Raw genomic sequence first — 22,573 nt, forward strand, 5'->3', positions numbered from 1 at the left:
CCATGCAGGCACGCATACTCAGACACGCTCCCGGGAATGAATACTTTTTCCGGGAAGGATGCTTCATCACCGAACTCTCCAACGAGGATCACGACCCGGCCGCATCCATGGCCCGCGCCCGGGTCGAACCGGGCCGCACCACGGCCTGGCATGCCCTGAATCAAACCGCCGAGCGCTATGTGATCCTTGAAGGCCAGGGCCGCGTCGAAGTCGGCGACCTGCAGCCGCAAAACGTCGATCCCGGCGACGTGGTCATCATCCCCCCGGGGGTCCGGCAGCGCATCACCTGCACCAGCACATCCGACCTCATCTTCCTGGCCGTCTGCACCCCACGCTTCGACCCGCGAAACTATATCGCCCTGGAAAAATAAAAGATGGATCCCCGCCTGCGCGGGGATGACACAGAGTGATAACGCGCCGCAGCACCGCAGCGGGCTTTGTTGGTCCGACTCTCCATCCAAACCAAGAAAAACGAGTCTTCTTCCCCCGAAAAAAGTACCACAGTACCGCAGCGGGCCTTGTTGGTCCGGTCAGGTTGCTTCGACTGTCTGACCGAGCCAGGCATCGTTGGCGGAATCGTTGCCGCTCGTCTTGCTCCGCTTTTACGCCCTGCACGCAACGATTACGCCGTACGAGGCCCGCGAGGGAGTTTCGAAGCGGCCTGACCGGGCCAACAAGGCCCGCCTCTCCAGCCAAGCCAAGAAAACACGTCTTCTTCACCCCCAAAACACACCATATTAAACCGCAGTGACAACGCGCCGCAGTACCGCAGCGGGCCTTGTTGGCCCGGGTCTCCATCCAAACCAAGAAAAACAAGTCTTCTTCCCCCGAAAAACGTACCGCAGTACCGCGGCGGGCCTTGTTGGTCCGGTCAGGTTGCTTCGACTGTCTGACCGAGCCAGGCATCGTTGGCGGAATCGTTGCCGCTCGTCTTGCTCCGCTTTTACGCCCTGCACGCAACGATTACGCCGTACGAGGCCCACGAGGGAGTTTCGAAGCGGCCTGACCGGGCCAACAAGGCCCGCCTCCTCACCACAAAAAAAACCGCCGGTTTCCCGGCGGATCGTTTCCCCCTATCGTGGGGACTTTTTCTTCAGCGCACCTTCTGATCAGAGCGGCAACAGCAGGCTCTCTCCGGTCATCTCTACGGGCTTTTCAATCCCGAGGATGGCCAGGATGGTCGGCGCCACGTCGGCCAGGCGACCGTCGCGCACCTTGAAGTTTCCCGGCCCCACGTAGACGAAGGGCACGGGATTCAGGCTGTGGGAAGTCTTCACGTTGCCCTGCGCGTCCAGCATATCCTCGGCGTTGCCATGGTCCGCCGTGACCAGCAGCGTGCCTCCCATCTTCACCACGCTATCCATAACCCGCCCCAGACACTGATCCACGGCCTCGCAGGCCTTGATGGCGGCCGGGATGACCCCGGTGTGTCCGACCATGTCCAGGTTGGCGAAATTGCAGATCACCATGTCGTAGTTCCCCGACTCCAGAGCCGCCACAAGAGTATCCGTGACCTTGTTCACGCTCATCTCCGGCTTGAAGTCGTAGGTGGGCACGTCCTTGGGCGAAGGCAGAAGTTCACGGTCCTCTCCAGGAAAAGGCGTTTCCTGGCCGCCGTTGAAAAAATAGGTCACGTGGGCGTATTTTTCCGTCTCGGCCGTGCGCAGCTGGCGCATGCCCCGTTCGGACACGACCTGGCCCAGAATGCGGTCCAGGCTGACCGGCGGAAAGAGCACGGGCAGGCCAAAATCCTTTTCGTAGCGGGTCATGGTCACAAAACGCGACAGGGCGATCTTGCGCGGCCGCGCGAACCCGGTGAAATCATCCTCGGTCAGGGCACGGGTCAGCTCGCGCGCCCGGTCGGCCCTGAAGTTGAAGAAGAGCACGGCGTCGCCGTCCCCGATCAGGCCCGAAGGCTGCCCATCGCGCAGGATCACGCGGGGTTTCACAAACTCGTCGTTCTCCCCGGCCGCGTATCCGTCGCTGACCGCATCGGCCGCGCTGACGGCAGTCAGCCCCCGGCCCTCGGTCATGGCCGCATAAGCCAGCTCGACCCTATCCCAGCGCTGATCCCGGTCCATGGCGTAGTAGCGCCCCGAGACCGAAACGATGCGCCCCGCGCCCATGCGGGCCAAATCGGCCTCCAGGGCCTTTATGTAGCCCAGGCCACTGCGCGGCGGCGTATCCCGGCCGTCCAGAAATGCGTGCACGCAGATGTCCGCCACGCCCTGATCGCTCAAGGATCGAATCAGCGCCACGAGATGATCCTGCATGCTGTGCACGCCGCCATCGGAGACCAGGCCCATGAGATGCACGCGCCCCGAGCCCCCCCTGGCCGCGCCCGCAAGCTCGGCCAGTACGGGGTTTGCGGCCAGGGAACCGTCCTCTATGGCCAGGTTGATGCGCATGATGTCCTGATAGACGATCCGCCCCGCGCCAAGGTTCAGGTGCCCGACCTCCGAGTTGCCCATCTGGCCGTCAGGCAGGCCGACGTCCCGGCCCATGCACTTGAGTTCTCCCTTTGGGTGGGCAGAGAGAAGCGCGTCCATGCGCGGTGTGCGGGCCTGGCTGACGGCGTTCCCCGGACCAGGGGCGGCCTTGCCCCAACCGTCCAGAATGAGGAGCACGCAGGGCTTTTTCATTTGCCTTCCCCGGCCGTGACGCTCGCGGGGAGCTCAAGAGCCGTGGCCTGTGAGTAAAGACCTTCGACGTTGTACATGGAACGCATCTCGTCCTGAAAAACATGCACGATGACGTCGTTGCAATCGACCAGCACCCAATGGCCGCTCTGCATACCCTCGACGCCGAAAAATTCCCATTTCCTTTCCGCCAGCTTTTGCATGACTTCGTCCGCCAGGGACTGGGCATGCTTGGCCGATCTGGCCGTGACAAAGATCATGGTCTCGGTCAGAGGGGAAAATCCCCGCACGTCAAGGGCTTTGATATTCGTTCCTTTCTTGTCCGAAAGCCAAGTCACGATCTGTTCAATCTTTTCTTCCATAAGGTTCGCTTACACTCCGTATGCTATTTTATCGCTCAAACTCAAATTTTCTACGTCAATTCTCCATGCAGGGCAATGAGGCAAACCTTGACGAATGCGGCGGGTCAAGGCATAGGTCTGCAATGCAGTATATTATCGATTCAGACCTTTTCCTGATATTTAGAAGCCCCTTCGGTGAGGGGGCCACGGTGTAGCGCACGCCGCGCGAATGATTCCAATTGCCGTGAACAGCCCCTTGTTCACGGCTTTTTTCATTTTTTTTACCTGGAGGATCAGCCATGCTTTACGACGTTTCGAACGAAACCATGCCCCGGGAAGAACTGGAGGCCCTGCAGCTCAAGCGGCTCAAGGCCATGGTTGAAAAGGTCTACTACAACGTGCCCTTCTACCAGGGCAGATTCAACGAGATGAACGTCCGGCCGGAGCAGATCCGTTCCCTGGAGGACCTGAAATACCTGCCCTTCACCGAGAAACAGGATCTGCGCAACAACTATCCCTTTGGCCTTTTCGCCGTGCCCCGGGACAATGTCGTGCGCGTGCACGCATCCTCCGGCACCACGGGCAAGGCCACCGTGGTCGGCTACACTCAGCGCGACGTGAACACCTGGGCCGAGCTGATGGCCCGCTCGCTCATGTGCGCCGGAGCCAGCCGCCGCGACATCGTGCACAACGCCTACGGATACGGCCTCTTCACCGGAGGCTTAGGCATGCACTACGGCGTGGAGCGCCTGGGCGCGACCATCCTGCCCATCTCCGGCGGCGGCACCAGACGCCAGGTCATGCTCATGCGCGACTTCGGCTCGACCATCCTGTGCAGCACCCCGTCCTACGCGCTCTTCCTGTACGAATCGGTCCTCGCGGCGGGCATGAGCATCTCCGACCTGAAGCTGCACACGGGCATCTTCGGCGCCGAACCCTGGAGCGAAAAGATGCGCTCCGAGATCGAATCCAAGCTGCAGATAAAGGCCCTCGACATCTACGGCCTGTCCGAGATCATGGGTCCGGGCGTGGGCATGGAGTGCTGCGACGCCCAGGACGGCCTGCACATCTGGGAGGACCACTTCCTCATCGAGATCATCGACCCCGAGACGGGCGAGCAGCTGCCCCTGGGCGAGACCGGCGAACTGGTCATCACCACCATCACCAAGGAAGCCCAGCCGCTGATCCGCTACCGCACCCGCGACATCACGCGCATCGAGGCCATCCCCTGCCGTTGCGGCCGCACCCACCGGCGCATTTCGCGCATCCAGGGCCGCAGCGATGACATGCTCATCATCCGCGGCGTGAACGTGTTCCCGCAGCAGATCGAGACCATCCTGCTCGAAACCCAGGGCGTGGCCCCGCATTACCAGCTCATCCTGACCCGTCAGGGCAGCCTGGACATGCTGGAGGTCAAGGTCGAGGTGGACGAAAAGCTCTTCTCCGACGAGATCAGGCATTTACAGCGTATCGAAGCCAAGATACAAAAAAATATCAAGGAATTCCTGGGCGTCACCGCCAAGGTGACCCTGTCCGAACCGCAGAGTATCGAACGCTCCGAAGGTAAGGCCAAACGCATCATCGACCTGCGCAACTCGTAATCAACTGGGCCGGCGCCACCAAGCGTCACCCACCCCAGACCGGGAGGAATCATGAAAGTTGAACAGATTTCCGTTTTTCTGGAAAACAGAGCCGGCCGCCTGGCCGAAGTGACCAAGACCCTGGCCGAAAACCAGATCAATATCCGCGCCCTGTCCCTGGCCGACACCTCCGATTTCGGCATCCTGCGCCTCATCGTGACCGACAACGAAAAGGCCAAGGAAGTGCTCAAGGCCAAAGGCTTCACCGTGGGCCGCACCAATGTCGTGGCCGCCGAGGTGGGCGATCGTCCCGGCGGACTGCACACCATCCTGGAGATGCTCAACGCGGGCGGGGTGAACGTGGAGTACATGTACGCCTTCGTGACCCAGAGCGGCCGCAACGCCATCCTCATCTTCCGTTTCGACCGCACGGACCAGGCCATCGAGGTCTTGCAGAAGAACAGCGTGCGCATCCTGTCCGGAGACGAACTCTACACCCTCTGATTCCAGATCGCGCCGTGCCCGAAACGGGGCAGGCCATTCTTGCAGTCAAACCCGGCCCTCGTCCCGCGACGGGGGCTTTTTCGTCCAAAAGGGAAAATCACGTGCGCACCGTCCTGCCCATGCCGACCGTCAACCGATCGAACACCGCCGCGCCCCGTCCCGCGCCATCCAGACCGGCGCACGCCCGGACCACGAGGCACGCGTGACGTCCGCCCGATCCTTCCGATTTCAGCGTGTCTATGTAGAGATCACCAACATCTGCAACCTGCGCTGCGACTTCTGCGCCGGAACGACACGCCCCCCCGCGAGCATGGACCCCGAGTTCTTCAGGCGCGTCCTGGATCAGCTCGTACCGCTCACGGACCAAGTCTGCCTGCATGTCATGGGCGAACCGCTCCTGCATCCGCACCTTGAGACCATCCTTGAACTTTGCGCGGCGGCAGGGATCGGGGTCAACCTGACCACCAACGCCGCCCTGCTGCACGGCAAGGCGGACATGCTGATGCGGGCGCGGGCCCTGCGGCAGGTCAATTTCTCCATGCAGTCCCTGCGCCGGGGCGAGGACCTTGACCACGACACCCTGGAACGCATCCTTGAATTCAGCCTGCGCGCGGCGGAACTGCGCCCCGAGCTCTTCATCAATTTCCGGCTCTGGACCCTGCAAAGCCTCAACGCTTCCGAACACAGCCAATTCAATGCGGTGATCCTGCACCGCATCGCGGCCGCCCTTGACCGCGAAATCCAGCCCCCCGCGCCGGGACGCAAGAGCTCAAGGCTGCTGGGCCGCATCTATCTGCACACGGACACGGTCTTCGAATGGCCGGGCGACCTGACCACGCTGGAAAGATCGCGCGGGTTCTGTCACGCCCTGTCCACACATTGCGCCATCCTGGTCGACGGCACGGTCTGCCCGTGCTGTCTCGACGCGGACGCGAGGCTCGCCCTGGGCAACATCCATGATACCCCTCTGACCGCCATCCTGGACTCGCCACGGGCCCGGGCCATGGCCGCCGGTTTCGCGGCGGGCAGGCTCGTGGAAGAGGTCTGCCGCCACTGCACCTATTGCCGCAGGTTCAAAAGCAGGGCACAACGCTGAGCACGCCCCGCGCACAACCCGCGCCGAACACGCAGACCCATCCCGAGTGCCTCATGGATCATTACTCACGCTCCGCCCTCAACACCTTTGCCGGCCTGGTCCTGAACCGCAAGCCACTTGCCCCCCTCGATGCCCCTGACTGGGAAAAAAGCCTGACATCGAAGCACGCCGTCTTTGTCGTGGTCCGGGGGGACGAAATCCTCTTCGACGGAACCCGGCTCGAACCGCTCCTGCTGGCCCCGCCCATGCTTGGCGCATGCGACCGGGCCCATCTGCAGGCCATGCTCCTGGGCGATGACGGCAGCCGCCGCTATTTCGCCATCAACATCGAACGCCTCCCGGCGGGCACGGTTCAATGCCTGAGCAGCCTTGGAACCTTTGTCCCCTTGCGTCGGCACGCGGCCGTGCTGCCAAGGCAAATGGCCGCCCTGCTCGGATACGCCCGCGCCGTCGCGGGATGGCACAGCCTGGCCCGCTACTGCGGCCTGTGCGGCCACCCCACCATGCCAAGGCCCGGCTCCCCGGCCCAGACATGCACCAATCCGGCATGCGGCGCGGTGCATTTTCCCCGCGTCAATCCGGCCATGATCGTCCTGGTGCACCACAGGGACAGCCAGGGTGACAGATGCCTGCTCGGCCGTCAGTCCCTCTGGCAGCCACGTGTCTACTCGGCCCTCTCCGGCTATGTGGAGCCCGGGGAAAGCGTGGAGGACGCAGTCCTGCGCGAGGTCATGGAGGAGACGGGAGTCACGGTGCGCGACATTCACTATTTTTCTTCCCAGCCCTGGCCGTTTTCCGGTTCGCTCATGCTCGGTTTTCATGCCCGCGCGACCAGCACTAAAATTCACATCGACGAGGACGAACTCGAGGACGCCCGCTGGTTCGCACGCCACGAAATCCCCGCCCTGCTCGATTCCGGCGAACTGGCCCTGCCATCGGCCGAAACCATCGCCCGGCATCTCTTCGACGCCTGGTATCTTGGCGGCGAAATCGGCCGGGACTGAAACCCTTTACCGTGCGGCAGGCAAACCACGCGGCAGGCCGGACCGGGTCAGATCATTGCATCCGCCCGATGATTATGGTTAAAGATATGAAAGCAGACTGCCGGTTTTGAAATATCACCACGGGAGAAAACCATGGGTAAAAAACTGCTCCTGGCCGGAGGCGGCCACGCACATATGACCATCCTGGCCCACATGCGGGATCTGGTCCGGGAAGGACACGAAGTAACCGTCGTACAACCATCCGATTTTCATTATTATTCCGGCATGGGTCCAGGCATGCTCGGTACGACCTACACTCCGGACGAGATCCGCTTCGCCACCCGCCAGGTTGTCGAAAGCATGGGCGGAACCTTCGTGCGGGACAAGGTCACGCACATAGACGCTAAGCAGCGCCAGGTCACCCTGGCCTCCGGCAGCACCCTGGAATACGACGTGCTGTCCTGCAACGCGGGCAGCTTCATCCCCTTTGACAACATCCACGGCGACACATCGAACATCTTCACTGTCAAGCCCATCGAACGGCTGCAGGAAGCGCAGCGGGCCGTGATCTCTCTCTGCGCAGCCAGGACCAAGCCCCATGTGGCCGTGGTCGGCGGCGGCCCGGCCGCGCTCGAAATCGCGGGCAACGTGCGCAAGCTCGCCAAACTGCGAGGGCGGCACGCGCCTCGAATCACCCTCTTTGCCGGACGCCAGCTCCTGGGCCGTTTTCCGGAAAAGATCCAGACCATGGCCCGGGACTCCCTCACTCTTCAGGACATCACTATCAATGAAGACGGCTACGTGGACGAGATCCGCAACGGCGTCATCATCCAGAACGGAAAACATCATCACCCGGACATGGTCTTCGTGGCCACGGGCGTGCACCCCTCACGGCTTTTTGCCGACTCGGGACTGCCCACGGGGGTCACGGGGGGGCTGCTGGTCAACGAATGGCTGCAAAGCGTGCAACATCCCGAAATTTTCGGCGGGGGCGACTGCATCGATTTCGAGCCCAAGGCTCTGGACAAGGTCGGCGTCTATGCCGTGCGCGAAAACCCGGTCCTGCTGCGCAATGTCCGCGCCGCCCTGAACGGGACCAGGCTGCAGCGCTTCGATCCCGGCGGAAGCTACCTGCTCCTCTTCAACATGGGCGACGACACGGCCATTTTCAGCAAGGGACCACTCATGTTCCGCAACTGGCTGGGATTTTTGCTCAAGGACTATATCGATCGACGCTTCATGCGTCATTTCCAGGCTCTTGAACGCTGAGGCAAGCACGATGGATCTGCTGCGGGTCACGGCCCTCGGCAAACGCTTCGGCGGCACTGAGGTCTTTCGAGACGTTAGCTTCGACGTGCCCAGAGGTAGCCTCGTCTCCCTGGTCGGGCCGTCCGGGGTGGGCAAAACGACCCTGCTGCACATCATCGCCGGGCTCGAGGCCGCCGAAAGCGGGACCGTCACCCACTTCGGCGGTAAGAGGGAAAGGCCCCAGGCCATTCTCGTCTTTCAGGATTACGTGCTCTTCCCGAACATGACGGTCTTCCAGAACATCGCCTTCGGCCTGAAGGCCCGGAAGATGAAGAGGGCCGCCATCCGGGACAAGGTCTTGCCCATGCTCGGCTATTTCCACCTTGAAGACAGGCGGGATGCCTATCCGTCAGAGCTCTCGGGCGGACAGAAGCAGCGCGTGGCCATTGCCCGGGCCATGGTCCTTGAACCCTCGCTCCTGCTTCTGGACGAGCCCTTTGCCAACCTCGACCGCAACCTGAAGATGGAGACGGCCCTCTTCATCCGCTCAACCCAGCGCAGCTTCGGCATCACCACGATCTGCGTGACCCACGACCTGCAGGAAGCGCTGGCCATGTCCGACCGCATCGGGGTCATGCTCGGGGGAAGCCTGCGCCAATACGCTCCGCCGCTGGACGTCTACCGGCGGCCCGTGGACATGGAAACGGCGCGCTTTTTGGGGCCGGTCAACACCATCACCGCCCCCCTGGCCCGCCTCCTGGGCCTTGAGACCTGCTGGCTGCGACCCGAGGCCCTGCGCCTGGAACCGGACCCGGACGGCCCCGCCGTCATCACGGCCACGCATTTTGCGGGGCACTACCTGTGCTACACGCTGCGTGTTCTGGACCAGGACCTCGTAGTCTACGCCCTGGAACCCATGGGGCAGCCAGGGGACAGGATGCACATCCGCGTTTCAAACCAGTATCCGCCCATCTTCAGCGGCTCTCTTCCGGAGGATTCATGCGCATAAGATTACTTTTCATCATACTCCTTGCGGCCCTGGCCACCGGATGCTCCGAGACTCCGGAACAGACCTCCGTGCTGCAACAGGACTTCGCGAGTCTGGAAAAGTCCGCGCGCGGCACCGAGGTACGCTGGCACATGTGGGGAGGCAGCGCACAGATCAATCAGTGGATCGACACTTTCGTGACCTCCGAGATGAAACGACTGCACGACATAACCGTGGTCCGTGTGCCCATGGATGCGCCGGTCTTCGTCAACAAGCTGCTGACCGAGAAGGCTGCGGGCAAGACCACCGGGACCATGGACCTCTTGTGGATCAACGGCGAAAATTTCAAGAACTCCATGCAGGCCGGCGTGCTCTTCGGGCCCTTCACGGACAGGCTGCCGAACTTCACGGCCTGGTATGACCCGCAAAAATCAGCCCATGATTTCGGCTATCCCGTGAACGGCTTCGAGGCACCCTACGGCCGGGCCCAGTTCGTCTTCGAATACGACACGGCCCGCACGCCAATGCCTCCGGCCACTCTGGCCGAACTTGCCGACTGGATCAGGGCCAACCCCGGACGCTTCACCTACCCGCAGCCCCCGGACTTCACGGGCTCGGCCTTCCTGCGTCAGGTCTTCTACGCCACCACGGGCGGTCACGAGCAGTACATGAACGGCTTCAACGCCGATCTCTATGCCGAGAACGCCCCCAGGACCTTTGCCTGGCTTGGCGAACTCAAGCCCCACCTGTGGCAGCAGGGGCGGACCTATCCCAAGGACGCCGCCGCGCTGGACACCCTGTTCGCGCGGGGCGAAATCGACATGGCCATGTCCTATCACCCGGCCCACGCGCAGATGAAAATCCTGGAAAAGACCTACCCGGAAACGGTGCGGACCTTTGTCCTGGCCGAGGGGGCCATCTTCAACACCCACTTCACGGCCATTCCCTTCAATGCCTCGAACAAGGCGGGCGCCATGGTCCTGGCCAATTTCCTGATGAGTCCCGAGGCCCAGCTCTCCAAATTCAGACCCGAAAACTGGGGCGACCTGCCCGCTCTTGAAGTTGCAAAACTCGAAGAGGCGCAGCGCAAGGCCTTTGACGAGGTCGACCTGGGCGCGGCCACTCTTGGAACGGATGTCCTCTCTGCGGCCGCCGTGCCGGAGATCAGCCCTGAATATCTGGAGCTTCTTGAAAGAGACTGGGACACGTTCATTCTCGGGCACTAAAATGCAACGCCGGATATTTCGGGGCCTTGCGCCCCTGCTGCTGCCATACTGCGCACTCTTCTGCGCAGGCATGGCCCTGACCCTGGCCCAGAGCCTGGGTCTCCTCCTGCCGCTGGGCACAGGGGAGGCGACCCTTGCCCACTACCGGGCCCTGTTCCAGGATCCGGCGATGGGTCTATCTCTGGGTCTGTCCCTGTTCGTGGCCCTCGTATCGGCGGCGGGCTCGGTCCTGGGCGGCACCGTCCTGGCCCTGGCCCTGTGGCGCATGCCCCCCGGACTGCGCCGGGTAGGCGTCATCTCCAAGGTCGGCCTCATCCTGCCTCATGTGGCGGTGGCGTTTCTGGTCCTTCTCTTCCTCGGCAGGACGGGGCTCGTGTCCTCCGCCCTTTTCCAGACGGGCCTCATCGCCTCCCCGGAAGAATTCCCGAACATCCTGCACACGGGCAGCGGACTGGGCATGATCATGGCATTTCTCCTCAAGGGCGTGCCGTTTTCCCTGCTGCTGGTCGGTGCCGTGCTCTTCGGTTTTGATGCCAGACTGATCCAGACGGCGCGCATGCTTGGAGCCGGTCCCTGGCGCACCTTCCGGACCGTGACCCTGCCCCGGCTCCTGCCCGCGATGCACAGCGCCTTCATCATCCTCTTTCTGTACGCCTTCGGTTCTTTTGACATCCCCTTCGTGCTCGGCGAATCGCACCCCGGCATGCTCTCCATCCGGGTCTACGACATTTTCTTCCTGAGGGACCTTGACCAGCGCCCGCTGGCCATGGCCATTCTGACACTCATGTTCCTCTTCGCCGCCCTTTTCGCCATGCTCTACAACCGCTTCGCAGCCTATCTCGACGGATGGAGGCGCAAGCTGTGAGACACGCCCCGACCATCATCGCCCTGGTCCTCATGTTCCTGCTGCCGGTCGTCGTGCTCATTTTGCAGGCCGGGGCTCCGGGCTGGCGATTTCCGGAACTCTGGCCGGAGCTTTCCCTCGACGGACTGCGCTTCCTCGCAGCCCGTCCGGGCCCCTTCCTGACCGCCCTGACCAGCTCGCTCGGCTATTCGCTGGCGACAGTGGCCCTGACGCTGGCCATGACCATCCTCCCGGCACAGGTGCTGGCCTTTGGGTCCTTTGCCGGAAAAAACCTGCTCGAAGGCCTGCTCCTGCTCCCGGCCCTGGTTCCGGCCATGACCTTCTCCATGGGCCTGCACTTCATCTTCATCAAGATCGGCCTGGCCGACACCGCGCCCGGCGTGATCCTGGTCCTGTCCATGATCAGTTATCCGTACATGCTGCGCGCCCTGACCACGGGCTATTCGCTCATGGGCCGCGAGTACGGAATCTGCGCCCGCAATCTGGGAGCATCGACGTGGACCGTCTTTCTGGAGGTGGAGATGCCGCTGCTGCTTCCGGCCATGGCCGCCGGCGGAAGCGTGGTCTTTCTGGTGGCTTTTTCCGAATATTTCCTGGTCTTCCTGATCGGAGGCGGCAGCGTTGCGTCCTTCACCGGCTATCTCTTCCCGCTCATCACCTCTTCCAACCGGGGCCTTGGCGCCCTGGTGACCCTGGTCTTCCTGGCAGTGCCCATCGCGCTCTTCATCGTGCTGGAGTTGGGGCTGTACAGATATTACCGCAAACGGCGGATGCGATAGGAGTTTACGCACGCGCGACTATACTTCATTTTCAAATTGAATTATAGTTGCAGCATGAAACGACTTCCGCTCATCACACACAGCCTCTTTGCCGAACTTGTCGACCAGTGCAGGTCGGAACCCCGCAACCCCGAAGTATGGCCGTTGAGCGGCAGCATTGTCACGGTGCCGGTCGGTGATCAGGAGCACTGGTATTTCCAGAAAAGCAGACGAACCACCTCCGGAAAATACCAGCAGCGCGAATATATCGGGCCTGTCGAGGATCAGGGTCTCGCCGCCAAGGTGGCTGCGTTCGAGGCGGCCAAGGCGGGATACAACGGACGCATGGAGATAATCAGCACGCTCAAGTCGTCAGGAGTTGCCGCGCCGACGGGCAAGCTGGCCAATCTTCTGCTTGGATTGCATGAGGCAGGCGTGCTTGAGCGGGCACTCGTAGTAGGGACCATCGCTTTCCAGGCATACGGCGCGATGCTCGGGGCAAAATTCGGGCAATCCGCATTTCACACCCTGGACCTCGACATGACCCAGGCCGAGACAATCTCCCTTGCGATGGGAAAAAATGTCAACATCCCGTTGCTGGAAGTGCTCACGGGGCTGGATGAAACATTCCGCGAAGTGCCCGGCATGGACCCGCGAACCCCGCCGGTGTCCTACATAAATCAAGATAAAATCCGCCTTGACGTGCTCATGCCCTTCACCGGTCCGGACAGGGGACCCATTCACTCCTTGAAACTCGGGAGTCATGGACAACCGCAAAGACTGCTCGACTACCTCGTGGTTGATCCAGTTGAAACGATCCTGCTCGTCGGCGGCGGCGCGCCCACTCAAGTCCCGTCCCCCGCACGCTTCGCACTGCACAAGATAATCGTCTCGCAACGACGGAATTCGATCGAAACAGCCAAAAAGCGCAAGGATCTGCTCCAGGCGCAACAGCTCATCGAACTGCTCCTTGAAGATGACCCGGATGCACTGCGCAGCGCTTATAAAGACCTCAAGGGTCGGGGGCCGAAATGGAACGCGTATTTTAAAGATGGGGTTGGGGGACTTGGAAATGTGGCTGTCAAACAGAGTCTTGCCGAAACCTGCGAGATATATTGATAATTATTCGAGTTGTAGCGTTCATTCCTTGTAACGGAACTAGCCGAACAATCCAAAGAAAGACAATATTAATATTGATACAATTTCAGTCGAGTGATTGGTTTTAATCTATATGTTTACTGATAAAAGATCTAGACGTGATAGATTTTTTAGATGTGGCATGGCTAAAAGATATTATAATATGCATACATCGATAATGAATTTAATCATTAAATAATATTAATTTAAATCCACAAATAATCTAACACTACAATCATTTATAATGACAAAATCATTTATTGATAAAATCAGAACAAATTCAATTGTTACACCTGTTAAAAAAATTTTAATCTCGAAAAATGCGATGAAAATTAGCGATTGACAGAAAATAAAACTGAAAAATGTGAAAATGCATATAATCTGAAATAGTTTCAAATTCTATTTTCCAAAATATTAGAAATGAATTAGAAAAACTATATAATAAAAGTTCAAAGATAACAAATGAAAACTTATTGATGTTATACATCGGCATAGCAAATCGTGACAGATCAATTTTTTCAAAAATATTAACGAATGAAAAAATTAAAACTAATATTTTTTAGTTCAACGTTTTCAAATAACGCTGTTGAAAATGAAATAACAGCAATGGAACTTGCTGATGGTTGTGTTGACGGAATATCACATGCTATACATAATTGCATGCTTAGAATAAAAAAATCTGCTTTTTTCAAAAAAACAGGTCCTTCCGGAATTGCTGTGGGTAAATGACTTGATTAGGAGTCTTCTCACGGAGGACGCCGATGAGAGACACCGAACTTTACGCGCAGATTCTTGGAGTCAAAGCCCCTTGGTTTGTTGATAAGGTTGATCTGAAAGTATCCGAGAATAGTGTTGATATTTGGTTAGATCATGGCCCAGGGGAGCGCTGGCCCTGCCCAGAATGCGGCAAGCTTCTGCCCTGTCGGGACCATGCAGGGGAACGAGTCTGGCGCCATCTGGATACGTGTCAGTTCAAGATGTTACTTCATGCCCGAGTTCCGCGAGTGGAATGTCCGGAGCATGGAGTGCACCAGGCGCTTGTGCCCTGGGCTGAACCACGGTCGCGCTTCACGTTGCTCATGGAACGCTGGATCATAGATGTGCTCACAGAGCGCACGACAGTGGAAGGCTCTCGGCGCTTGCTGAAACTCACATGGGATGAGGTTTGGGGAGTAATGGAGCGGGCTGTTCGACGAGGCCTTTCACGCAAGGAGGCCCGTCCGATTCATTATCTCGGAGTGGACGAGAAAGCATTCCGCAAAGGGCACTCCTACATGACCATCGTCTGCGATCTTATGCGAAGCACGGTCGAGCATGTTTCTGAAGAGCGGAAGAAGAGCAGCCTGGAGGAATATTACCGCAGGCTCTCGCCAGGCCAACTGGAATCCATAAGGGCCATCGCGATGGATATGTGGGAGCCATATTTCACGGCGACCATGGCGCATGTGCCGGATGCCGGAGCCAAAATCGTCCACGACAGATTTCATGTCATGGAAAATATCCTGACTTTCTGCCGCCACCGGATCACCAACGGCGTCGCCGAAGGGTTGAACAGCAAGATCATGAGCATCAAGCGAAAGGCGTGTGGGTACAGCAACAAGGATCATTTCAAGACGGCGATCTATTTTTTCTGCGGCGGACTCGATCTGTACCCGAGTTCAGTTTGAACTCGTTACCCACAGAGTTTCCGGAAGGACCAAAATTTAGAGTGGACAGTTTTGACAGCAGTTGTCCACGGATTCAGGTTGAAAAGAGTGGTTTGATTCCACGTTAATCCAATAAACGTAGTCGATGCGAAAATTCACAAAGGAAATAATATGGATCTAATCATATCAATTACATTGTTTTCAATTTGTATTTCAAGTTTTTTTATAAATAAGAAATATTTGTTTTCTATGATTATTTGTATGTGGATATGGTATTTAGTTCAATTTGTAGCGATCACGCCTCTAGATCCAAAGTATATAATTATATTGTATGGCATATGCTTTGTTCCATCGATTATCGTCTCTATTCGAAGTAATAATAGATTTTATGGATATTTTTCTGCTTTTTTTAAATTTTTAATGCTTTTAATTTGTTTTATTTTTATTGTGATGTCTTCTTTGGTGATGTCGTATTATCATGTATACGGTCAATTTGGGGAGACTCAGCTTCTTGGAGTTCTTCAAACAAACGTCAATGAGTCTTTAGAGGGTTTGAAAATATTTGTGGGGTTAAGATTTTTTGTATACTTCATATTATTTTGCACTTTAATCAATATTCCAGGTATTTTAAGTAGATTTTCACGTATTAAATGTAGTAATTTAAATAATTTGAAATTATCTGTAAGATTTGCGATGAGCTTATTGTCAGTTGTTTATGTAGCTTATGTGTGTCTACATCAAGATTTTGACCAAAAGAATATGATGGTAAGACTTGTAAAGTCATATTTTAAAACATATAAAAGAAGTTTTGAAATTGTCGAGCAGAGAAAGAGTATTCAAGTGCCCGATTATGTATTGAGGTCTGTTGCGGAAAATAAAACGATCATTCTTGTCGTAGGAGAGTCAGTTACCAGGAATCATATGGGAGCATATGGGTATTTCAGAGATACGACACCTTGGCTGAATCAACAGGTTGAAGAGGGAAAGGCTCTTTTATTTGAAAACGCATTTTCATCCCACGCACTTACTGCGTTGACTGTTCCCTTGATTTTAAGTGAATCCGGGCAAAAACATTTTGATGATATTCCAACTCTTCCTTCTGTCATAAATATTTTAAGTAAATTCAATTTTAATACATACTGGTTTTCAAATCAAGGTCAGCTCCAGGGAGCATTATACTTGTTTCCACTTTTGAATGAATCTAAATTTAAGTATTTTTCCACTGTGCAATATTTAAATAGGTCTAAAAAATATGATTTTGAGTTGATTGATCATATTCGAAAGAACGTCGACTTTTCAAAATCAAATTTTGTTGTCGTTCACTTGATGGGAAGTCATTTTCATTACAAATATAGGTATCCTAAAGATTTCACTCCTAATCTTCAGGACATTGAGATTGGGTTTTACGGAATTCATAAACCAGACAAGATAGATAAAATCGATTCTTATGATAAAAGTATTGCATACACAGATTATTTTTTGGAATCATTGTCAAAAACATTTAAAGATGATGATAATGTAGCAATTGTATATGTTAGTGATCATGGTGAAAGTGTGGTTGGAAATTTCCAACACGATTATTCTAAAGAAATGAATACAGATATATTTTCTATTCCTTTTTTTGTATGGACTTCAAATGGATTTATAAATAATTTTAAAAGTGATTTAAATATCTTAATGAAATATGTTGGTAATTATTTTACGAATGATAGGACGAATGATATTATCAAGTATTTATCTGGAATTGACGTTAAGTTGAGTGATGTTTTTTATTCTAGCTATGAGGATGTATATATATTACATGGCAAGAAAAAATTACAAGACATCACTACTGGAGTCATTAAGGATAATGTTGAGAGAATCAGATCGCATTTCGACAGTCTCTGTATTTCAGGAAAAACAAACACTCTTAAAAAAATTATGATCGCAGAAGAAAGCGGGTTTGATGGTGTTGAAATTGATTTAATGTATGACGAACTTAGTGAAAATTTATTAGTCGCTGATCAACATAAAAATTCAGGCTTGGCTCTGAATATTTATTTAAATCAAATGAAAAATTGGAACTATAAACGTCTTTTGCTTCGAATAAATAATATTTCTCATGATAATTATGCCAGAGTATTGGCAATATTAAATAATTTGAATGTCAATTATAATATAATTGACAAAACATTGCTCTTACTTCCTCTTGATAAGACGATGTCGAGTATGGGTAATTGGAATTTGTTGCGAAATTTTGATATATATAATAAGGGTGATGATAAAAATTGCATATATTTATTAAACAGAGAAGAGATTGATATTGATTTTAATAAGTTCATTTCAGGAGGAAAATTTGTTTATTTTTTAGATGATTTGAATATTATTAAGAAAACTAATATGATGATGGGTAGCAACACTTTCGATTTCGTTGTTTACAAGGTTGTCACTGATGGCGAACTTTAGTCTTTATGGAAGCGGCCAATGTTGCCGAAGACGTTAGCATGTCTATTAGGTCCTTCCGGAATTGCTGTGGGTAAATGACTTGGTTAGGAGTCTTCTCACGGAGGACGCCGATGAGAGACACCGAACTTTACGCGCAGATTCTTGGAGTCAAAGCCCCTTGGTTTGTTGATAAGGTTGATCTGAAAGTATCCGAGAATAGTGTTGATATTTTTGGTTCTTCGACGTTTAATGTGGAATTGACCGACCTCGCCCAGTTTGGATAGCCCTCCCTCAGGAGGATTGCCATGCTTGCCGAACAAATATTCGCCTTGGGTCTTGGTCTCACGCCACCTTGGAAAGTTATGAGTCAACGCCTTGATACAGAACATACGCCAACCAAGCTCCATCTGGAGATCGGTGCCGACCGTGGAGCGCTGTATCCGTGCCCTGAGTGCGGGACCGCGTGCAAGGCGCATGACTTCAAGGAGTACACGTGGCGGCATCTCAACTTCTTCCAGCATCATTGCTACCTTACGGCCCGACTCCCGAGAATCAACTGCCCGGAACACGGAATCCGACGAGTGCAAGCACCATGGGCCAGGGAAGGCAGTCGCTTCACTCTGCTTTTTGAGCAGGTGGTCATGAGCCTCGTCCGCGAGATGCCGGTCAACGCCGTGGCCCGCCACGTTGAGGTCACGGACAAGCGCTTGTGGCGCATCGTCCGCCACGATGTGTCCAAAGCCATCGCCGCACTGGACCTGAAGAGCCTCAAGGCAATCGGCCTGGACGAGACCGCATCCAAGCGAGGCCACAACTATATTACCGTCTTCATCGACCTGGACCGATCCGACAAGCCCGTGATCTTTGCGACTCCCGGCAAGGGCAAGGATTGCCTGACGAAGTTCTGCGCGTTCATCGAAGCCCATGAGGGTCGTCCCGAGAACATCGTCGAAGTTGTCTGTGACATGTCGCCGGCGTTCCTCTCCGCAGTCGAACAGGAGTTCAAGTCCGCCTCGGTGACAGTCGACTGGTTCCATGTAGTCCAGCTCTTCACCAAGGCCGTAGATGACGTCAGAAAGCTAGAAGCCAGGCAGACAAAGCTGCCGGACCACACCCGTTGGGCCGTGCTCAAGGGCGCTGAAAAAGAGCGCACGCAGCACCAAGAAAATGCTCTCCTGGAGCTCGTCGAGCAGGGTTTCGCTACCGCTAAGGCCTACCGTGTCAAAGAACTTCTGCGCTGGGTGCGGCGGGCCGAATCAAAGCAGGCCGCCAAGTGGCGCATCACTCATTTTCTCAAGCATGCGGCGGAGTATGCTGCCAACTGCCCGCTCCTGGAGCCTGTGCGGAGCGCACTTGCAAGCTTCGAGAGGCACTTGCCGCGAATACTTCATCGTTGGCACTCCTTGCACACCAATGCGAGGCTTGAAGGCTACAATGGCCTTTTCCAGGCGGCGAGAGCCAGAGCCCGAGGATACCGAAATGTGGAGAACTTCATCACCATGGTCTACCTGATCGCGGCTCCGATTCAGGTCTTGGTGACTTCATGAATTCCACATTAAACGTCGAAGAACCCTATTTTTTGATGTCGGTCGGGCAGACGTCATCCTTGAGACAATAGCTTTCCACGAATCGGCCGATCTGAACGCCCATGTGAATGCATTTTTTCCCGGCCAGACAGTCCTCGACATCCTTCTTGTCCAGATGGGTATCCAGAGAGTGTTCGTCGTGCGTGAATTCCACCACCCAAGCTTCGGTCTTTTCGTCGTAAAAACACGATGTCTGGATGCCGTTCTTCTCGATCTCCGGATACATTTCCCTGATCCTCGCCAAGAGTTCGCTCGCTTTCACCTGCATTGTCGCCTCCTTCATTTCGCGGTCCGAACAGTCAAAAGAATCACAAGTCATAGCATCACTTGTCAGACTTTAGACGAAAACACAATTACGGACCAAATTTTACGGGTTACACAGGGCGAAGCTAAAAAAATGATCGGGGGCCGTTCCGGACTACCGACCGGGCCGGTCCAGCACGCAGATCGTCTTGTCTTCAGGATCGAAGACCTCGTCCAAAATGGAATCCACATGGTCACGCCGACGGCTGAAAATCTTCGCGCAGCATTCCTCAAGCGTCGCACGCGCCTTGGCGTCCAGCGGTAGATCCGGAAAATCGGGCAAATCTAAGTCCTCGAATACCAGAGGCGCGAAGGCCAGGTCCCGGTCCAGGGTCCAGGTCTGTCCACCGCCGCCGGTCACGGACTCCTTGAACACCTGGGTCTGATCCATGCGCTTGGCGAAGGCCAGGGATTCGGAGGGTCGGTTGGATTCGTTGACGGACTTGATGCGGGTGTTGATCTCGTCGCACAACTTGCGCAGATGATCATGATTGACGGATATCATCACCCGGCCGGGATGCAGCGGGTCGGAGTAGGGAGCCCCGTGCATATAGGACTCGATCATGCGCGCCAACGGTTCGTAGATCTCCCACACGGTCTTGGCGAAAAGGCCCTTGCGGGTGAAACTGCGCGGCCTGCGGAATTGCAGGCTGCAAACCTTGTGCGTGTAGAGGGTCGGATCATCAAGGGTCACGCCCAGCGAATCGAAAAGAAAGCGTGTGTCGGCCTCGTTCCCGAGCAGGCAGTTGAGACCAGCGAACCAAGACCGGATGTTCTCAACCTGGGTCTTGAGCTTGGCGGCTTGAGACTCGAAAAAAGCGATCTCATCCTCAAGGGCCGTGCGCGCCCCGAAAAACGTATCCGCCGCCTCGCGCAGTCCCTCTTCCACCAACGCGTTGCCCCATTCATCCAGAAGTCCCATGCGCCCCCCGTTCAGTGCTTATTTACGGCGACTCTACGCACCCCAATCAGTCCTGACAAGCGCGCTTCCGATCTTTGATTGACAGGCTCAAGGGCTGGCTATAGTACTTTGTGAAATTTTTTACAGGAGGTTTACGCCTTGAATATTCTGATTTTCGGACCCAATGGCAGTGGCAAGGGAACCCAGGGCTCCCTGGCGAAGAAGAAGTACGATCTGGACCACATCGAGTCCGGCGCGATTTTCCGCAAGCACATCGGCGGCGGCACTGAGCTTGGCCTGAAGGCCAAGGCTTACATCGATCGCGGCGAGCTCGTTCCCGACGACATCACCATCCCCATGGTCCTCGACGTACTCAAGAACGCGAGCCCCAACGGCTGGCTGCTGGACGGCTTTCCCCGCTCCATCGTGCAGGCCCAGAAGCTGTGGGAAGCACTGCAGGCCGACGGCGTAAAGCTGGACTTCGTCATTGAAATCCTCCTGCCCCGCGAAGTAGCCAAGAACCGCATCATGGGTCGTCGCCTCTGCAAGAACGACAACAACCATCCCAACAACATTTTCATCGACGCCATCAAGCCCGACGGCGACAAGTGTCGCGTCTGCGGCGGCGAGCTCACCGCCCGTGCCGACGACCAGGATGAAGACGCCATCGACAAGCGCCACAACATCTACTACGATGCCAACACCGGCACCTTGGCGGCTTCCTATTATTACAAGAACCTGTCCAAGGAATTCGGCTTCAAGTACATTGAACTCGACGGCGAAGGTTCCATCGACGACATCCGCGCCACCCTCATGGCTCAGCTGTAAGCCAGGCGTTCATCTCAAGAAGAGGAAAGGCGGGGCAAGCCCCGCCTTTTTTATTTATCATGACACTTCAGATCGGCAGAATCGACTATCTCAACATCTGGCACATTTTCCACCTTCTGGCCAAAACCTGCCCCGAAGGTCCGGACTTTCACTATGTGCCCGATCACCCCAGCAAACTGAACCGGGCCTTGGCCGAGGGCGAACTGGACATCTCGCCGTCCTCTTCTTTCGAATATCTTCTCCACGCCGAAAACTATGTTCTCCTTCCCGGAGCCTCGATCTGCGCCCAGAAGGAAGTCCAGAGCGTCCTCTTTCTCTCTCCGGCTCCCCTGGAAGAACTGCCAGGGTGGCTGGCCCGCAACCCGGGTCCTGTCTGCCTGACCGGGGCATCGGCCACCTCCACCGCCCTTCTGAAAATTCTGTGGCTCCAGAAATGGAAGCTGCCCGAGCCGCATTGGATGACCGTCGAACCCGGACACGGCCTGTCCACCGGACGCCCCTTCCTGGAGATCGGCAACCTCGCCCTGCGCCATTTCGTTGATCCGCCTGCGGGCTACCATATCGTCGATCTGGCCACCGAGTGGGCGAACTGGACCGGACTGCCTTTTGTTTTCGCGGTCTGGATCGTACGCCGGGCGCTGTCCGCCACCGCTCGAGAACAGCTGGCACGCCTTCGCTTGCACATAAACGCCATTACCGCCGATCTGGACAGCCATTTCGATGCCCTGTCCCGCCTGCCCGAGCTTCCGGCCTGGCTGACCAGTCCGAACCTGTTTCGTTACTGGCTCGCCATGAGTTACGGGCTGGGCCCCGCCGAACAGGCCTCCCTGGCCCTCTTTGGCGAGCGCTGCACAAAGCAGGGACTGCTGCCCGGCATGCCGGGGCTACGCTGGTTCGACGCCTGAAGCCATCCGCGACAATCCCCTTGGACTCACGAATCACCGACTCAGCGCCACCGGCCCTTCCCCGACCTCAAGTTTTCATGTACTCTAGCCGATAAGATTGATCAGGCGTCATGTTCCGACACGAAAGGGAGGAGTTATGGACATTGAAGGGACCCTTGGGGGCATCTCCCAGGGCTACGCAAAGCAAACCTTCGGAGCCGCCGTGGTCGGGAAAACCCTCGACTACATGAACGGCGCAGGCGCCTCGAATGCTCAGCCCTTTGACAGGGAAACATTCGGGGCGGCCGTGGTCACCAAAACGCTCGATACCATGAACGCGAACACGAACCGTCATCAAAACAGGACCCAGGACTCATACTCGTTTCAAAAGGATGTGCTCATGCCCACCTATACGGGCCGGGGCACCATTCTCGACGATATGGGATGAGAAACGGAACATGACGCTCATTGCGGGAAAGTCCCGCAATCTGGCCCCGGGTGCGTGCATCCGGGGCCTTTTGCATTTCTTGGGTGCGCGCAAATTCAAGTTTTTCGCCGATCGTCCGATACATCAAACAGGGCATGGACGCCCCTTTTGACGCAATACCCGTGGCCATGGACGGCCGAGGAGGCGAA

22 protein-coding genes are annotated in these 22,573 nt (G+C 55.9%); 18 read left to right on the forward strand and 4 right to left on the reverse strand.

Going from position 1 to position 22,573, the window contains the following annotated elements; genetic code table 11:
- Positions 1-2 precede the first annotated feature (2 nt).
- Positions 3-371 (forward strand): cupin domain-containing protein, encoded by a 369-nt coding sequence (locus BMZ40_RS16755; RefSeq protein ID WP_092378578.1) that lies wholly within the window; start codon positions 3-5, stop codon positions 369-371.
- Positions 372-1,109: 738 nt separating this feature from the next.
- Here the strand turns inward: BMZ40_RS16755 and gpmI are convergent.
- A complete protein-coding gene (gene gpmI / locus BMZ40_RS16765; protein WP_092378584.1) occupies positions 1,110-2,642 on the reverse strand; it encodes a 2,3-bisphosphoglycerate-independent phosphoglycerate mutase in 1,533 nt (510 codons plus the stop codon).
- Positions 2,639-3,001: a ribosome silencing factor gene (gene rsfS, locus BMZ40_RS16770; RefSeq protein WP_092378587.1), complete on the reverse strand. Its 363-nt coding sequence runs from the start codon at positions 2,999-3,001 to the stop codon at positions 2,639-2,641. Before rsfS ends, gpmI begins: the two co-directional genes overlap by 4 nt.
- Before the next feature lie 278 nt (positions 3,002-3,279).
- Between rsfS and BMZ40_RS16775 the strand changes: the two genes are divergently transcribed.
- From BMZ40_RS16775 to BMZ40_RS16835, 14 genes are all read left to right on the forward strand, one after another.
- The gene (locus tag BMZ40_RS16775) at positions 3,280-4,581 is read left to right on the forward strand and encodes a phenylacetate--CoA ligase family protein (RefSeq protein WP_092378590.1); all 1,302 of its coding nucleotides are present in this window, start codon (positions 3,280-3,282) and stop codon (positions 4,579-4,581) included.
- Positions 4,582-4,632: 51 nt separating this feature from the next.
- A complete protein-coding gene (locus tag BMZ40_RS16780; protein WP_015773015.1) occupies positions 4,633-5,064 on the forward strand; it encodes an ACT domain-containing protein in 432 nt (143 codons plus the stop codon).
- Positions 5,065-5,266: 202 nt separating this feature from the next.
- Positions 5,267-6,160: a radical SAM/SPASM domain-containing protein gene (locus BMZ40_RS16785; RefSeq protein ID WP_092378593.1), complete on the forward strand. Its 894-nt coding sequence runs from the start codon at positions 5,267-5,269 to the stop codon at positions 6,158-6,160.
- 53 nt (positions 6,161-6,213) lie between these two features.
- Positions 6,214-7,164 (forward strand): NAD(+) diphosphatase, encoded by a 951-nt coding sequence (gene nudC, locus BMZ40_RS16790; protein WP_092378596.1) that lies wholly within the window; start codon positions 6,214-6,216, stop codon positions 7,162-7,164.
- Positions 7,165-7,296: 132 nt separating this feature from the next.
- Positions 7,297-8,412, forward strand: a complete 1,116-nt coding sequence (locus BMZ40_RS16795) for an NAD(P)/FAD-dependent oxidoreductase (protein ID WP_092378599.1) — start codon at positions 7,297-7,299, stop codon at positions 8,410-8,412.
- 10 nt (positions 8,413-8,422) lie between these two features.
- Positions 8,423-9,400 (forward strand): ABC transporter ATP-binding protein, encoded by a 978-nt coding sequence (locus BMZ40_RS16800; protein ID WP_092378602.1) that lies wholly within the window; start codon positions 8,423-8,425, stop codon positions 9,398-9,400.
- The gene (locus BMZ40_RS16805; protein WP_092378605.1) at positions 9,391-10,605 is read left to right on the forward strand and encodes an ABC transporter substrate-binding protein; all 1,215 of its coding nucleotides are present in this window, start codon (positions 9,391-9,393) and stop codon (positions 10,603-10,605) included. Before BMZ40_RS16800 ends, BMZ40_RS16805 begins: the two co-directional genes overlap by 10 nt.
- Position 10,606: 1 nt before the next feature.
- A complete protein-coding gene (locus BMZ40_RS16810) occupies positions 10,607-11,470 on the forward strand; it encodes an ABC transporter permease (RefSeq protein WP_092378608.1) in 864 nt (287 codons plus the stop codon).
- A complete protein-coding gene (locus BMZ40_RS16815) occupies positions 11,467-12,249 on the forward strand; it encodes an ABC transporter permease (RefSeq protein WP_092378611.1) in 783 nt (260 codons plus the stop codon). Before BMZ40_RS16810 ends, BMZ40_RS16815 begins: the two co-directional genes overlap by 4 nt.
- 54 nt (positions 12,250-12,303) lie before the next feature.
- Positions 12,304-13,347: a GSU2403 family nucleotidyltransferase fold protein gene (locus tag BMZ40_RS16820; RefSeq protein ID WP_092378614.1), complete on the forward strand. Its 1,044-nt coding sequence runs from the start codon at positions 12,304-12,306 to the stop codon at positions 13,345-13,347.
- Between the two features lie 552 nt (positions 13,348-13,899).
- On the forward strand, positions 13,900-14,094 hold the full coding sequence (locus BMZ40_RS19375; protein ID WP_143075682.1) for a hypothetical protein: 195 nt from the start codon (positions 13,900-13,902) through the stop codon (positions 14,092-14,094).
- Between the two features lie 32 nt (positions 14,095-14,126).
- The gene (locus tag BMZ40_RS16825; RefSeq protein ID WP_092378617.1) at positions 14,127-15,032 is read left to right on the forward strand and encodes an ISL3 family transposase; all 906 of its coding nucleotides are present in this window, start codon (positions 14,127-14,129) and stop codon (positions 15,030-15,032) included.
- 150 nt (positions 15,033-15,182) lie between these two features.
- Entirely contained in the window at positions 15,183-17,456 is a 2,274-nt protein-coding gene (locus BMZ40_RS16830; protein WP_092378620.1) for a phosphoethanolamine transferase family protein, read from the forward strand.
- Between the two features lie 284 nt (positions 17,457-17,740).
- Complete coding sequence (locus tag BMZ40_RS16835) at positions 17,741-18,982, forward strand: ISL3 family transposase (protein ID WP_092378623.1); 1,242 nt, start codon at positions 17,741-17,743, stop codon at positions 18,980-18,982.
- Positions 18,983-19,007: 25 nt separating this feature from the next.
- Here BMZ40_RS16835 and BMZ40_RS16840 read toward each other — a convergent pair whose 3' ends face one another.
- Positions 19,008-19,289, reverse strand: a complete 282-nt coding sequence (locus BMZ40_RS16840; protein ID WP_092378626.1) for a hypothetical protein — start codon at positions 19,287-19,289, stop codon at positions 19,008-19,010.
- 150 nt (positions 19,290-19,439) lie between these two features.
- On the reverse strand, positions 19,440-20,246 hold the full coding sequence (locus tag BMZ40_RS16845) for a hypothetical protein (RefSeq protein ID WP_092378629.1): 807 nt from the start codon (positions 20,244-20,246) through the stop codon (positions 19,440-19,442).
- A gap of 138 nt (positions 20,247-20,384) precedes the next feature.
- On the opposite strand from BMZ40_RS16845, the gene BMZ40_RS16850 reads away from it, so the two are divergent.
- The 3 genes from BMZ40_RS16850 (at position 20,385) to BMZ40_RS16860 (ending at position 22,385) form a co-directional block, all read left to right on the forward strand.
- Complete coding sequence (locus BMZ40_RS16850) at positions 20,385-21,053, forward strand: adenylate kinase (protein WP_092378632.1); 669 nt, start codon at positions 20,385-20,387, stop codon at positions 21,051-21,053.
- Between the two features lie 59 nt (positions 21,054-21,112).
- Positions 21,113-21,958: a menaquinone biosynthetic enzyme MqnA/MqnD family protein gene (locus tag BMZ40_RS16855; RefSeq protein ID WP_092378635.1), complete on the forward strand. Its 846-nt coding sequence runs from the start codon at positions 21,113-21,115 to the stop codon at positions 21,956-21,958.
- A 136-nt stretch (positions 21,959-22,094) separates the two neighbouring features.
- Positions 22,095-22,385, forward strand: a complete 291-nt coding sequence (locus BMZ40_RS16860) for a hypothetical protein (protein ID WP_092378638.1) — start codon at positions 22,095-22,097, stop codon at positions 22,383-22,385.
- Positions 22,386-22,573: the final 188 nt, after the last annotated feature.

Origin of the sequence: Desulfomicrobium apsheronum, assembly GCF_900114115.1 — a bacterium.
GTDB lineage: Bacteria > Desulfobacterota > Desulfovibrionia > Desulfovibrionales > Desulfomicrobiaceae > Desulfomicrobium > Desulfomicrobium apsheronum.